The sequence below is a fragment of the Paenibacillus faecis genome, from assembly GCF_008084145.1.
Lineage (GTDB): Bacteria > Bacillota > Bacilli > Paenibacillales > Paenibacillaceae > Fontibacillus > Fontibacillus faecis.
Genome location: NZ_VSDO01000001.1, coordinates 1,756,963 through 1,770,074 on the forward strand (window position 1 = coordinate 1,756,963; position 13,112 = coordinate 1,770,074).

Annotated in this window: 12 protein-coding genes; 5 read left to right on the plus strand and 7 right to left on the minus strand. The window is 54.8% G+C overall.

The genetic code is table 11. The features are described 5' to 3' along the window. Positions 1 to 7: 7 nt before the first annotated feature. The 5 genes from liaF to FRY98_RS07755 form a co-directional block, all read right to left on the minus strand. A complete protein-coding gene (gene liaF / locus FRY98_RS07735; RefSeq protein ID WP_148451102.1) occupies positions 8 to 658 on the minus strand; it encodes a cell wall-active antibiotics response protein LiaF in 651 nt (216 codons plus the stop codon). A gap of 111 nt (positions 659 to 769) precedes the next feature. Beyond that, the gene (locus FRY98_RS07740) at positions 770 to 1,471 is read right to left on the minus strand and encodes a PspA/IM30 family protein (RefSeq protein ID WP_148451103.1); all 702 of its coding nucleotides are present in this window, start codon (positions 1,469 to 1,471) and stop codon (positions 770 to 772) included. A gap of 3 nt (positions 1,472 to 1,474) precedes the next feature. After that, complete coding sequence (locus tag FRY98_RS07745; protein ID WP_148451104.1) at positions 1,475 to 1,993, minus strand: PspC domain-containing protein; 519 nt, start codon at positions 1,991 to 1,993, stop codon at positions 1,475 to 1,477. 5 nt (positions 1,994 to 1,998) lie between these two features. Continuing rightward, positions 1,999 to 2,673, minus strand: a complete 675-nt coding sequence (locus FRY98_RS07750; RefSeq protein ID WP_148451105.1) for a PspA/IM30 family protein — start codon at positions 2,671 to 2,673, stop codon at positions 1,999 to 2,001. A 62-nt stretch (positions 2,674 to 2,735) separates the two neighbouring features. Next, on the minus strand, positions 2,736 to 3,032 hold the full coding sequence (locus tag FRY98_RS07755; protein WP_148451106.1) for a LiaF transmembrane domain-containing protein: 297 nt from the start codon (positions 3,030 to 3,032) through the stop codon (positions 2,736 to 2,738). A gap of 353 nt (positions 3,033 to 3,385) precedes the next feature. On the opposite strand from FRY98_RS07755, the gene FRY98_RS07760 reads away from it, so the two are divergent. The 5 genes from FRY98_RS07760 (at position 3,386) to FRY98_RS07780 (ending at position 7,868) form a co-directional block, all read left to right on the plus strand. Then, a complete protein-coding gene (locus FRY98_RS07760; protein WP_148451107.1) occupies positions 3,386 to 4,663 on the plus strand; it encodes an ArsB/NhaD family transporter in 1,278 nt (425 codons plus the stop codon). 79 nt (positions 4,664 to 4,742) lie between these two features. Next, positions 4,743 to 5,096 (plus strand): hypothetical protein, encoded by a 354-nt coding sequence (locus tag FRY98_RS07765; protein ID WP_148451108.1) that lies wholly within the window; start codon positions 4,743 to 4,745, stop codon positions 5,094 to 5,096. 104 nt (positions 5,097 to 5,200) lie between these two features. Then, positions 5,201 to 5,695 carry a cation:proton antiporter regulatory subunit gene (locus tag FRY98_RS07770; RefSeq protein ID WP_148451109.1) on the plus strand — a complete coding sequence of 165 codons (495 nt, stop codon included), beginning with the start codon at positions 5,201 to 5,203 and terminating at the stop codon, positions 5,693 to 5,695. Continuing rightward, on the plus strand, positions 5,696 to 6,940 hold the full coding sequence (locus tag FRY98_RS07775; RefSeq protein WP_148451110.1) for a cation:proton antiporter: 1,245 nt from the start codon (positions 5,696 to 5,698) through the stop codon (positions 6,938 to 6,940). 76 nt (positions 6,941 to 7,016) lie between these two features. Further along, positions 7,017 to 7,868 carry a YitT family protein gene (locus FRY98_RS07780; protein ID WP_148451111.1) on the plus strand — a complete coding sequence of 284 codons (852 nt, stop codon included), beginning with the start codon at positions 7,017 to 7,019 and terminating at the stop codon, positions 7,866 to 7,868. A 65-nt stretch (positions 7,869 to 7,933) separates the two neighbouring features. On the opposite strand, the gene FRY98_RS07785 is transcribed toward FRY98_RS07780, so the two are convergent. Both FRY98_RS07785 and FRY98_RS07790 read right to left on the minus strand, forming a co-directional pair. Next, on the minus strand, positions 7,934 to 9,949 hold the full coding sequence (locus FRY98_RS07785) for a glutaminase family protein (RefSeq protein WP_148451112.1): 2,016 nt from the start codon (positions 9,947 to 9,949) through the stop codon (positions 7,934 to 7,936). An 88-nt stretch (positions 9,950 to 10,037) separates the two neighbouring features. Continuing rightward, positions 10,038 to 13,076: an alpha-mannosidase gene (locus FRY98_RS07790; protein ID WP_148451113.1), complete on the minus strand. Its 3,039-nt coding sequence runs from the start codon at positions 13,074 to 13,076 to the stop codon at positions 10,038 to 10,040. Between the last annotated feature and the right edge of the window lie 36 nt (positions 13,077 to 13,112).

Consider the following 13,112-nt stretch of genomic DNA (forward strand, 5'->3'; position numbering starts at 1 on the left):
CTCCTCTCTAAATTAATCGTATATCAACATCTCCGACCAGATAGGAAATGATTATTTTCACCTTATGTTCGCGTTCCTCATAATTCGGCGATTTCCAGTACAACCGGTTCAGCATTCCCGTCTCCCGGTCCAGGCTGAAATCAATTTGCCCGAACAGGACGAACGCTTCGATCTCAACGCCGTAATCCTCCGAAACCGCCAGGTCGATATCCCCTACGACGCCTTGGAACATCAAGATACTGTCAGGCCCCTCCGAGATGGCCAGCGACATATCGATATCGATCTCTCCAAGCACATGCCACATGCTCGTATTTCTCAGCGTCCAGGGATCGCGGTCCCAGTGAATGCTGGAAGTGATGCTTTGCTTTTGCATATAACCGCCTTGCGGCTGGGTTTTGCGAACTTTCGCATAATAGAGGCCCAGCGAAACCATCAGGATCGCCACGACCAGCATAAAGTGGTCCAGCAGGATCAGCCCTCCGCCCACGGCTAGCAAAATGTACCCGGTGCGGACCTCTTCCCCCTGGCGAATTTTATAAATGCCGTAACCCAAAAGAAAGAGGGCGACAATGGTAAAAAAACTCAGCCATTTGCCAAAAATCATCAATACGCCAAGTCCGATCAACCCGATGGCCAAGAACCTTTTCTTTGTGTCCATGCCGCACCTCCTGCCGGTTCATAAGTCGGAAAAGCCATAACGGTATGGATTCCATACCGCATGGCTTTACCCTGTCTAGCATACCACATTGTCCCATGGACTGTGTAGCTGTTATTCCACGCTTTCTTCGCGCTTTTCGGAAGGATTCAGCTTGGCTTTCAACGCCTCCAGTTGAGCGTCCACTTTCAACTGTTTCTCGGCGTCAGCCGGGCTGATGTAGGACGAGGAAGACGTTCCGCGGTAAACAACGCCGGCCACTTCGGCTTCCGCCTCCATCTGCATGATTTTTTCCTCCATACGGTGGAATCCGAGCGACGCGTTGCCGCTTTCGATCGAATGCAGGCTGCTGATTTGCGACATTTGTTTTCTGGCCTTCGCCATTTGCGCACGGCTTACCAGCTCATTCCGTTTGTTGCGCAGTTTGTAGAACTCATCCTTCATTTCATGGAGCTGCTGCTTCAATTCGTTAGCCTGCGCTTCGGATTGGGCGTGCAGTTCGCTGAATTCGGAATGCTTTTGATCGTAGTGGATCTTTTCTTCCAACAGCTTGCGCGCCACTTCTTCCTGACCGTTGCGGAGCGCCACTTCGGCTTGCGCTTCTCTTTGGGCGGAGATACGAACCGCCTCGTCCAGGCGCTGCTTCATTCTGCGCTCGTTGGCCATTTGTTTCGCTACCGTTACCTCGGCGTCACGGATTTCGGCCTCCATGTCGCGCAGATATTGGTTCAACATCACAATCGGGTCTTCCACCTTATCCAGCAAATCATTTACCGACGCTTTCGTAATATCTTTAATTCTTTTGAATACTCCCATTGTTTACACTTCTCCCTTCTCATATTTAGACAGTTTGTTTCGCAGTTCTTCCAGTTCTTTCTTCATCGCTTTCTTCTCGATATCTTCCATCATGGAATCCAGATTCGAGGCCTCTCCGCCGCCGAACCCGTTCATTCCGGCATTGCTGTAAGGTTGGTTCGCCTGGTAAGGGTTGCTTGCAAACGGCGGTTGATTCGGCGGCCGACGCGAACCGTAGCCATAACCCGGGTTCCCCGGATTGCCGGGATTCCCCATATGGCCCGGGCCGAAACCTCCATATCCGCCGGCTCCTCCGTTCCCCTGCCAACCCTGATTGAAATAGGGATCGAACGGTTCATAAGGCTCTTTGGAGATCACCAAAGAGGCGATTAAGTATATAAAGATGGTCGTTCCGCCCGTAAAGGGCACGCTGATGATCGTCAGGATCCGAAGCGCCGTGGAACTGATTCCGAAGGATTCGCCCAGCCCGCCAAGCAGGCCGCTAACCCATCTATCCCGTCTTGAGCGGTAAATTCTACCCATTCGCGTTACTCCTCCCCTTTGTTATTCAGCTTCTGCTTCAAACGGGAGAGCTCCTGTTCCAGTGTCGATTGGATAACCGATCCGGCCTGGTTCACAAAATCCTGCCCCGCCTTCCGCAGATCGCGCAAGCTGCGAGCCTCCCACTCCATATCGGAAACCCGGTCCTCCAAACGGTTGAACATCTTCGGCACATCCTGCATGCCGTATCCGCTCATCCGCTGATTCATCCGCTGCTGCAGCCGCAGCGTTTCCATTCTGGCATAGTAATACTGCCGCTTGCTGTAGACGACCTGATACTCGGTCTTCAGCTCATGAAGCTGATTTTCCAACTCTTGCAACGATTCCAGGCTTTGTGTATAGAGCTCGGAATATTGTTCAATTTTCTCGTCATAAAGCATCTTCTCTTGCAACGCCAGCTTGGCGAGATGTTCTTCTCCGGCTTTCAGAGCGAGGAGCGCTTGCTCTTCGCGTTTGTTCCGCATCGTTGTTGCCTGATCGACCTGATGTTTCAATTGCTTGGTGTGACCGGCATATTGATGATGCAGTTTCTCGGCCTCGGCAATTTCCTGGCGGGTTTCAATCAGAAACTGATCGATCAGCCGCACCGGATCCTGAGATTGCTCCAGCCGTTCATTTAATGTTGCGACGGTGATATCGCGTACTCGGCGAAATACACTCATGACTTCCTATCCCTCCTACACCTTTCGGTCATTCTTATTTCAATAAAGTGTCTCCATCTATATCAGAAACTACGTCTGCCTCGCAGGGAAGAGATTCCGTACACGATCAATCCGATGCCCAGCACCGGGACGATCAGCCAAGCCAGTTTGGAAATCAGGGAAATCACCCCGAAGAACAGGACGATCCATCCGAAGAAAGCATTACCGCGCCGGATTCCGTAGTAACCGAGAGCGATCATCAAGACCGAAATCACCAGTCCGAATAGGCTGCCCAGGAACGGGGTCAATTTACCCAACAGAATCAAAACGCCAAGGGCAATCAGGATGATCGCAAAACCATTGGGCCGATTGGTTTTCATTTTTCTCACCGCCTCTCATTTGTTCGACCTTATGACTCTATTTTAGGTGGAATACGGTTTGTTCAAAACGGACCGGGGACGGTTTTTCGACCTAGACCTAAGTCGAGGTCCCCTTCCGCCCCGGGATAGACCGGCGTTGGGCTTTGTTTTGCCATTCTTATATTTACAATCGAAATATCTGATAATATAATGATAAAAGCACCAGCATACAATAGAAAACGACAGTTATCGGAGGAGCCTGCCAACATGCGGGCTCTTTTTGCTTTTTTTCGGGGATATTCGGATATTTTCGCCTTTACGAGGAAATGTAAAGCAAGAAGCCGATCGCTGTCGCACTTCATTGGGAGGGGACTATGGAACAACAAGCCATTTGGGCTATCGCCATCTTTTTACTGACTTATGCACTCATTATTTCGGAGAAAATCCACCGGACGCTGCTTGCCATGAGCGGTGCCGTCCTGATGATCGTTCTGGGAATCATAGACCAGGAAACCGCGATCCATCATATCGATTTCAACACGCTCGGCCTGCTGATCGGGATGATGATCATCGTCAATACAACCGCCGAAACGGGTCTCTTCAATTATATCGGAATCTGGACCGCCAAGAAGGCGAAGGGAAATCCGTCGACGATCCTTTGGCTGCTCGCGCTGATTACGGCGACGGGGTCGGCTTTTCTCGACAATGTCACAACCATTATCCTCATGGTGCCCGTGGCCTTCAGCATCACCCGACGGCTGCAGGTCAAGCCTTTTCCCTATGTATTCTCGCTGGTCATCGCCTCTAATGTCGGAGGAACAGCAACCCTGATCGGCGACCCGCCGAATATTATGATCGGCAGCGCGGTCAAAGAACTGACGTTCATGGCGTTCCTGCAAAATCTGGCTCCGGTGGCGATCCTTATTATGGCTGTAACGCTGCCGCTATTTATCGCGATTTTTCGCAAGGGGCTGACCACTTCCCCCGAGAACCGTAAAAAAATGATGGAGATGAGTCTGGACGGCCTCATCACGGACCGCAAACTGTTGGTCAAATGCTTGACGATCCTGGGACTTACGCTGCTGGGCTTCTTTATGCATCAGACCTTCCATCTCGAATCGGCGACCGTCGCTTTGGCCGGGGCCTTTATCCTGCTGCTGCTTACCGGCGAGCATGTGATGGAAAGAGCGTTTCAATCCGTCGAATGGCCGACGATTTTCTTCTTCGTCGGCCTGTTCGTCCTCGTCGGCGGTTTAGTAGAGACGGGAACGATTAAGCAGTTGGCCGAACAGGCGATTAAATTGACCGGTGGCGATCCGCTGTTCACCTCGATGCTCATTTTGTGGCTCAGCGCCATCGCTTCGGCATTTCTGGACAATATTCCGTTCGTGGCCACGATGATCCCGATGATCCAGGACATGGGCGGCATGGGGATCACCAATCTGGAACCGTTATGGTGGAGCTTGGCGCTCGGCGCCTGTCTCGGCGGCAACGGCACCCTCATCGGTGCCAGCGCGAATTTGATAGCGGCCGGGATGTCCGCGAAGGAAGGTGAACCGATCACCTTCGTGAGGTTCCTTAAGTTCGGCTTTCCGTTGATGCTCCTATCGGTCCTGATCTCCAGTATTTATATCCTGGTCCGTTACTTTTAATGGTCAAATCCTTTGAGATCAAAGGCATAGTATGCTATCCTTTTAGGTAAGTAACTTTCAAACCAAGGGAGGGATGGTCATGAAGCTTCGAATCAAAACCGTCGCCGGTACGCTGGCCGTCGTTTTGCTCGCCGTCTTTATGATGCTGTCCCTCCCTGTTTTTTCTTCGGCTCCGGAAACGGAATCGGGCATCGAAAGGGACGCTTATGAAACGAGGCAGGCCGCGCATTCCCACAAAGTGATCCTGCGGCTGAACTCGGGTCATGCCGGCAAGCAGCTCATGGACAGGGCCCCGCTCACGATTGCGGCGGCTTGCGCCTGTATTTTCCTGCTGTTGGCGACCCCCAACGTGCCGTTCCGACCGCTTTTTTACTTATTCAAAAAGCGTATTCTGCTCATGCCGATTAAATTTACGAGTATGTATGTGGCATAAGCCGCACCATCCGCCGCAAACCCATAACGGGAATCGTGTCGGTCTATTCTTCAACTTTCCATCCCGGTACGGGATACTACCTGAACACTGGAGGCTTGAAACACATGAATCTTAAAGAAACCGAATTACCAGGCATAGGTAAAAAATTTGTAGTCCAGACGCGCAGCGGGGAAAAGCTGACGATCATCATTCATGATGACGGCCGACGCGAGATGTTTCATTTTGATGAAGAAAATCCGGATGACAGCATCTCCATGGTCACTTTGGATGATGACGAAGCCAGATACGTGTCCGCGATTATCGGCGGCGTAACTTATCAGCCGACCGCTTTGGAAAATATCGAAGTCGCTTTGGGCGACCTGATCATCGAATGGTACCGTTTGGAGCCGAATTATAAAGCGATCGGCAAAACGATCGGCGAACTGCGTATCCGTCAACGCTCCGGCGCGACGATTATCGCGGTTATCGAAAAAAATCAGAAAAAACACGTCAATCCGGGACCGGATTTGATGCTGACGGCCGACGCTCTCGTTGTCGTGATCGGCGAACGTCTGCACCAACAACAAATCAGACATATTCTATTGAATGGAAGTGGTTGAATGGATCATATCGTGCTTGAGATCGGCCTGGCGGTCGCTTTGATCGCGGCCGCCGGACTGATCTCCGCAAAACTTCGTCTGTCCGTTATTCCTTTTTATATCATTATCGGGATGGTCGTAGGGCCCCATGCCATGGAACTCGGCCATCTGGATTTCCGCTTTATCGAAAGCGCCCCGTTTATCGATTTTATGGGCCGCATCGGCGTGCTTTTCCTTCTCTTCTATTTGGGTCTGGAATTCTCGGTCAGCCGGCTGATCAAATCCGGTAAATCGATTGTCATGGGCGGAGCGATCTATATCGGGATCAACTTTTCGCTCGGCGTCTTATTTGGTATCGTCTCCTCCTTCCCTTTACCCGAAATTCTGGTCATCGCCGGTATAACCACCTTCTCCTCCAGTGCGATCGTAGCCAAAGTGCTCGTCGATCTGAAAAGAACCGCCAATCCCGAAACGGAAATGGTTTTGGGCATTACCATGTTTGAAGATGTTGTCCTCGCGCTTTATATCTCCGTTCTGTCGGGCCTGATTCTCAGCGGGTCGTCAACGATCGGGGGAGTTCTAATATCGACGGCGATTTCGCTCGGCTATATGTTGCTGCTGCTGTTCGTCGGACGAAAGCTCGTTCCTCTGCTAAACCGCGTATTGAATATTCGTTCCAACGAATTGTTTATTCTCGTCATTTTCGCCGGCCTGTTTCTGATCGCCGGATTTTCCGAAACCATCCACGTCGCCGAAGCGATCGGCGCTCTTCTGCTCGGCCTGGTGCTTGCCGAAACCGAGCATGTCAAACGCATTGAGAAATTCGTCATTCCGTTCCGTGACTTTTTCGGGGCCGCCTTCTTCTTCAGCTTCGGTCTGTCCATCGACCCGATGCAATTGGGCGGAGCGGTCTGGTATTCGCTGGCTGCCGTTATCCTTACCTTAATCGGAAATATTACGGCGGGAATGATTGCGGGCCGCAAAGCCGGGTTGTCGCCGAAAGCATCCATCAATATCGGCCTGACGATTATGGGCCGCGGTGAATTCTCGATCATCCTGGTCAACCTTGGCAAAGCCGGGGGGCTCATGGCTATTTTGCAGCCTTTCGCCGCGCTGTATGTTTTGATTTTGGCGATCTTGGGCCCTTTGATGGCCAAAGAAAGCAAATGGGTGTTGAAGATGTTGGATAAAGTCTTCAAATTCGAACATCGCTACCGGAAACGTCTTGCGCAGAATAAACCGCTGCAGGAGGAAACCTCTTCTTAACCTCGGTTACCCTTCTTCATTCATATAGAAGAATCGAATAACCGGGCCTTACGGCCCCTGAAAGGGGGGAGTTCGCTTGAAAGCCAAACTCGCCACCGATTCAGCCGTCAAGCTCCGGCGCTTTAGGAAGATAAGGAACCTGCCCTTTACCCGGTTTTTCGGGGTCATGACCGGGGCGATTCTCGCAGCCGCGGGGCTGGAGCTGTTTCTGATGCCGCACGGCATCGTCGTAGGCGGAATGACCGGATTATCCGTTCTGTTCGCCTTAACCGCAGAAATGAAATTGGGGCTGTTTCTTTTCCTGCTGAATTTACCGTTGATTCTATTGGAACGAAAAAATATCGACGCCCCGTTCGGCCTGTTCACCGTTTGCGGGCTGCTCGTATTCTCGCTGGGGACGCTGGTCCTCCATCCCTCCCCCGCTTTAACGGGCGACCCGCTGCCTGCGGCTCTGCTCGGTGGACTCTGTCTCGGATCGGGGCTGGGGCTCGCCCTCCGTTTCGGCGGCGCGTTGGATACGGCCGGGCAGACCGTGGAGGGGTTGCCCCGAAAGCAGCGCCAGCTTTTCCCGTCCGAGGGCATGAGGCTGCTGCTGAATTGCACCATCCTGCTTGCGGCCGGTTTTCACTTCGGCTTCGAGCAGGCCGTTTACTCGGTGACCGCTTATATCCTCGCCCATGAATCGATGAAGATTCTGCTGCGGGGCATCCGCCTGCAAGTGCGGGTGCGGATCCAAACGGACCGTCCCGCCGAAATTCAGGAGCGGCTGATGTTTTACTTAAACCGCGAGGCCGTTACGGTCCAAGGCCAAAGTGAGGAGAAGACGCCGGGCCAGTTGGAGTGCCTATGCCATTATCTGGAGCTCCCTCGGCTGAAAGCCCTCGTCAAAGACGGCGACCCGGATGGCGAAGTCACCGTGGAACCTTGAAATAGGATTGAAGAGCCGCAGGTCCAATGACCTGCGGCTCTTTGATATCCTCGAACGCTAAGCTCCTACCTTTTAAAGCCTCGATCCTTCAATAATTTGATGAATATTCCGCCGACGACGCTGCGGTGCTGAAAATTCAGTTGACGGGCGCTCTTCGTGTCGTACCAGTCCGTAAACGGCACGCGGTCCTTTGTCTCGTGCAGCGCCTTCCAGAGCGGTTCCACCAAATGGATGAATGCTTCCCTTTCCGATGTTAGCGCAGCGGCCCAAACGAGCCAATCGGCCTTTGTATACGTCTCCCTGCTATCCAGGGGAACACCGTAACCATTTTGTGTTTTGGCGTACCAGGCTGTCTCGGTTCGAGCGATCTCCTCGTCAAAAATCCGCGTCTCGAAAATCTGGTCCCAGATCAGATTGTACTTTAAACTCCAGGTTCCGTCCTGACCGAAAGCGAGCTTGGCATGGTCCCCGTCCTCGGCCAATTCCGCCCATGTTGCCGCCATCTCCCGGGCTGTCTTGGAATAGTGCTCCGACTCGGAATGGCGCCCCTGCAATTCCAATAGAATCGCATAGCCGGCAACCCCCATGGCCGCCTTGACCGACAGGTTGGCGTTCCGGGCCAGGTGACCCGCGAAATCATCCGTACAGAGCTGGTTTTCGGGATCAAGCCCGTGCTCGCACAAATAATCCGCCCACCGCTTCAGCAGCGGCCTGTAGGGATCCAGCCAATCAAGCCGGCGGTCGGCTAAGCCGACGGCAGCGGCCATAATCAGCATGTTTCCGCATTCCTCCACGGGCATTTGCCCCTCCAGCTTGTTCTCCGCATACACCTGACCGTTCGCCAGCGGGTATTGGCCGACATCATGAGGAGCGAACTCAAAAGGCCAGGCCTCGCTCGCGGCATACTTGAAGATCGGCCGCATCATGCCGCGCACGAGTTCGGGCTGATAGAGCAGGAACAAAGGGATCGAAGGATAGCTGACGTCCACGGTGGCGATGCAGCCGTTGCTGTAGCATTCCTTGGACATGAACAGAACCTCCCCGTCCGGGCCCGTCACCAGCTTATGGGCGGCGATCGCCTGACGGTAAGCCAGAGCAAGCAAATCGGCGTATTTTTCTCCGCCGGACCGAGCGGCCTCTTCCCTCAGACGTTGATCGAATAAGCGGCAGCGCCGCAAGAGGTCGGGCGCTTCCGCGAAGGCGGCCTCCAGCATCGCCGGGACGGTCGTCCCGTTTCTTTTCCAATAAGCCTGGAGCTTCTCGCCGAAATACTCGATCGCATAAACATCATCGTAGGCCAGCACCACCACCCGGGAGAGGGCTTCCTCCCCCACCTCGCCGCAATCCCAAAGCTGGCCGAGGACGGGATAACCGTCGCGGACCGCTCTAGGCTGGGATATTTCGTAAGCGTGCGGATCATCGATCCTCCCCTCCCTTACAAACCGCTTGCGCAGCCCGGCAGATCCGGCGAAAACGGAGGCCGATTCCCCAGCCTGAACCGCCAGGTACAGGGTTCCCCAGTCAATCCGCAAATCGTCTCCCGACCGGTTCAGATAATTCTGTGTTTCATGGCTCATCCGAACTAGGTCAAGTCCGCTCGGATTCTCGCTTTTTTGCCAAACGACCCGCTGGTCGCTCCTGTCCACGCACCATTCCCCGGTCACATCCAAATAGAGCTGGACCCGGTGAGGACCGCCGTCCAGGGAACGAACGGTTAATTGGATATAGGAAGCGGGACGCGACAACACCTCCAGATCGTCCGGCAGCAGAGGCGTCGTAAAGTTCACTTCCAGCGCTACGCCGCCCCCTGCAAACCGATAGGCGGTCGTCAGCGCCGTAACCTCCAGTCCGGTCTGTTCCATCGCCGCCGGCTCGGTATAATACCTTTCGGCGCTAGGCTCGACCCTTCCGGCGAAACGGTAAGGCTCGCCGTCGACCCGGATCAGGCCGGTTAGCGCGTTCCGCTGCCCGGTCCAGTGCCGGGTATAATCGTCCGTGAGCCGATCCGCCATCGACCAGACGCTGAAATAAGGATCCACCGTAACCAAAGGGACGGCGGGCGGACGAAAGCCGCTTTTCATGGGTCATCTTCCTCTCTCATTCCAATTTAATTCCGAGAATGCTGTGAACGTTAACATAACGCCGGCTTCATAGCCTCCCACCTCCCCACTAAGACTTCGCTAGTTCTACACGGATGGTTTTGATTTCAAACGGGGTAAAATCCAACTCCACTTCGCGTCCGTTTTTCCCAAGAACCCGGATCGGCGCCTCCATCAAATCCGTTTCCTCAATGACGCGGCAATCGAATCCCAGTTCTAGTGTCCCGCGGGCCGCCGTTCCCGAGGTTTCGTATAATCTCAAGATCAAATGGCCGCTGTCCTCCGCCTTTTTGACGGCCTCCACCATAACGTTGTCGGCATGAAGCCGCAACAATGGGCCGGCCGCGCGCGGCGTCTCGGATACCACCGTTCCGTCACCCATCGCCGACGCTTGAACGGCACGCAGCGGGATATTCAGCTCGTAGCCCTTTTTGTACACCTCCGCCCGGATAAAATCCCCTTGGTGCGGATGCAGGGCATACGTAAACCGGTGCCGGGCCCGGTCCGCCGTTTCATCCGGGTAGGACGGACTGCGCAGCAGATTGATATCGATAACGTTCGCCTCCGCGCTATGTCCGTACTTGCAGTCGTTAAGCAGCGCCACCCCGTAATCGGGCTGGGAAAGATCGATAAAATGATGGGCGCAAATTTCGTCCTGCGCCATCTGCAGCAGCGTGTTCCGGGTAGTCGGGCGCTTCAGATGGCCGAATTGAATCTCGCAGTTGACCCGATCGCTGGCAACGTTTAAAGGGAAAGCCGCGCGCAGCATTTTACCCGTTTCCCGCCAATCGGCTTCCGTTTCGAAGATCACGGCGCTTCCGCCTTCGTAAAGCATGATTTTTTGCCGGATCGTCGATTCGCCGAAGCGGTACTCCTGTTCCATGACGGCCCGGGGCCCGTCGATATAGGCTTTGGCCTGTTCGAGCTTCATCCGTCCCGCCTTCATCTCGCGGTAATCCCGGGGAAAATCCCACGCATCCCCGTCATCATGGTACACCGTTAACATATTGCCGCTTCCGCCCGGTTGAAGAGCCTCCCGTCCGCAGGTTTTGTCGTAAACGGATTGCAGACCCCCGTTTTCATCGAAACGAATCGACAACCGGTCGTTTTCCAGCCATCCGTCGGCTGCCCGTAACACGGATAAGGCCGGTTCTTCTTCCGCCGTTGTAGGCAAAGCCGCTTCCAGAGGAAGATACCCCATTGCCGGAACGCTCACCTTGTGCCATCCGCCCTCCCATTGCACCCAATCCTCGCGGTCCCAAGGCAGGGAGTTGAACAGCACCGGCCTTCCCGGCTCCGCAATGAAGCCGGCGATTTCTCCATAGGTTTCGTCCAGCATCGCCTCCACCTCCCGATACAGCTCGGCATACCGGGCCAGCGACTCCTCAAACACCCGCGTAATCGAGGAACCCGGCAGAATGTCGTGGAACTGGTACAGCAGCGTTTCCTTCCAGATCCGCTCCAGCCGCTCCGCGGGGTACGCGGCCCCGGTCAGAGCCCAGGCCAGAGTAGCCGCGAATTCCAGTTCGCGGAGCGCTTTTTCCAGCTTGCGGTTATACCATTTGTTGCGGGCCTGGCTGGTCAGCGTCCCCTGATGTTTCTCCAGGTACAACTCGCCCTTGTAGGTTTGGAACCGCTCCGCTTCCCGTTCCAGCCGCCGAAAGAATGCCAGCGAAGATTCCTGGATCACCGGCGGGAGGCCCAGGAGATCCCGTTCCCGCGCCAGACGCTCCAGATGCTCCTCCCCCGGACCGCCGCCGCCATCGCCGATGCCGAACAGCATCAGCGCATGCTCCGATACGCCTTTGTCCAGATACCGCTGCTCGATCTTCATCAGCGATCTTGGCGCGGCCGGACTGTTGTACGTATCCTCGGGAGGCAGATGGGTCAGTACTCGCGTCCCGTCGATGCCTTCCCATAGGAAACTATGGTGCGGATGCGTATTGTATACGCTCCAGGACAGTTTCTGCGTCATCATGTAATCGACGCCGGACTTCCGCAGCAGCTGCGGCAGACTCCCGGTATAGCCGAACACGTCCGGCAGCCACAGCACCTTCATGTCCTGCCCGAACTCCTCCCGGAAAAAGCGCTTGCCGTAAAGGATTTGTCTAACCAATGCTTCGCCGCCGGAAATGTTGGTGTCCGGTTCGACCCACATCGCTCCTTGCGCTTCCCAGCGCCCTTCTCGGATACGCTCCTTGATCCGGCCGTATAACTTCGGATAATGCTCCTTCATCCAGGCGTATAATTGCGGCTGGCTGGCGCCGAACACATAATCGGGGTACTTCTCCATATTGCGGAGCACGGTCGAAAAAGTCCGCGCCCCCTTGCGGATCGTTTCCCGGATCGGCCACAGCCAGGCAAGGTCGATGTGCGCGTGGCCAATCGCGCTCACCGTGATGGTGGGATCCCCGCCCCGCTTGGCGAGCTGCGGGGCAACTTTGGCTTTGGCGTTGCGGACGGTCTCCTCATCGATCACAGCCAGCATATTGGCGGCTTCATACAAGCTTTGCACGATTTGCGCCCGTCTCGAGCCGGCTTCCGGCAATTGCTCGACCAGCTCGATCAGGACCTCAAAATCGTAGTAAAGCTCCCGGACCGGCTCCCGGCAAACGGCGATATCCGCTTCCTTCAGCGTGCCGCCGCGAAATCTGCCGAACAGGTCGTTGTTGCCTCCGTCCGCCCAAAGATCGATCACCTCACCGCCCGCCGCCGGGAAGGCGACGTCGACCACCCGTTTTCCTGGGAGCCCCAGACTGAAATCAAATTCGGAATTGATATTGGTCAATCCCTGCCTTGGCGTACCTTCCTCGTCAACCAGGCACAGCTCTCCATTGACATCGATCAGAAGGACCACCTTTTCCCCGGCCAGTTCCCCGGGAACGGTACCCTGAAAACGAAACCAGGCGCAGCCCCATAATCCCCCCCAGGAATCACCCGGCTGAAGTTCCAGTCGTTCACCGGTCATCCGGTCCGCATAGGGCACCGGTTCCGGAGTAACCCAGGCGGTCACCCGCAAGGGCGTGACCGTCCGGTAAACGGCTTTGCGCAGCGCCGTTAATCTTTGTTTCGCTTTTTGCAGCATAATTCGATCGGTTTCATACGGCATTTCGAATCACTCTTTTCGTTCATTGAATTTGAAGGG

What these genes read in the sequence shown, in the direction of transcription:
- liaF (WP_148451102.1), bottom strand. Translation starts at nt 658, where the DNA reads ATGGACACAAAGAAAAGGTTCTTGGCCATCGGGTTGATCGGACTTGGC.
- FRY98_RS07740 (WP_148451103.1), bottom strand. Translation starts at nt 1,471, where the DNA reads ATGGGAGTATTCAAAAGAATTAAAGATATTACGAAAGCGTCGGTAAAT.
- FRY98_RS07745 (WP_148451104.1), bottom strand. Translation starts at nt 1,993, where the DNA reads ATGGGTAGAATTTACCGCTCAAGACGGGATAGATGGGTTAGCGGCCTG.
- FRY98_RS07750 (WP_148451105.1), bottom strand. Translation starts at nt 2,673, where the DNA reads ATGAGTGTATTTCGCCGAGTACGCGATATCACCGTCGCAACATTAAAT.
- FRY98_RS07755 (WP_148451106.1), bottom strand. Translation starts at nt 3,032, where the DNA reads ATGAAAACCAATCGGCCCAATGGTTTTGCGATCATCCTGATTGCCCTT.
- FRY98_RS07760 (WP_148451107.1), top strand. Translation starts at nt 3,386, where the DNA reads ATGGAACAACAAGCCATTTGGGCTATCGCCATCTTTTTACTGACTTAT.
- FRY98_RS07765 (WP_148451108.1), top strand. Translation starts at nt 4,743, where the DNA reads ATGAAGCTTCGAATCAAAACCGTCGCCGGTACGCTGGCCGTCGTTTTG.
- FRY98_RS07770 (WP_148451109.1), top strand. Translation starts at nt 5,201, where the DNA reads ATGAATCTTAAAGAAACCGAATTACCAGGCATAGGTAAAAAATTTGTA.
- FRY98_RS07775 (WP_148451110.1), top strand. Translation starts at nt 5,696, where the DNA reads ATGGATCATATCGTGCTTGAGATCGGCCTGGCGGTCGCTTTGATCGCG.
- FRY98_RS07785 (WP_148451112.1), bottom strand. Translation starts at nt 9,949, where the DNA reads ATGAAAAGCGGCTTTCGTCCGCCCGCCGTCCCTTTGGTTACGGTGGAT.
- FRY98_RS07790 (WP_148451113.1), bottom strand. Translation starts at nt 13,076, where the DNA reads ATGCCGTATGAAACCGATCGAATTATGCTGCAAAAAGCGAAACAAAGA.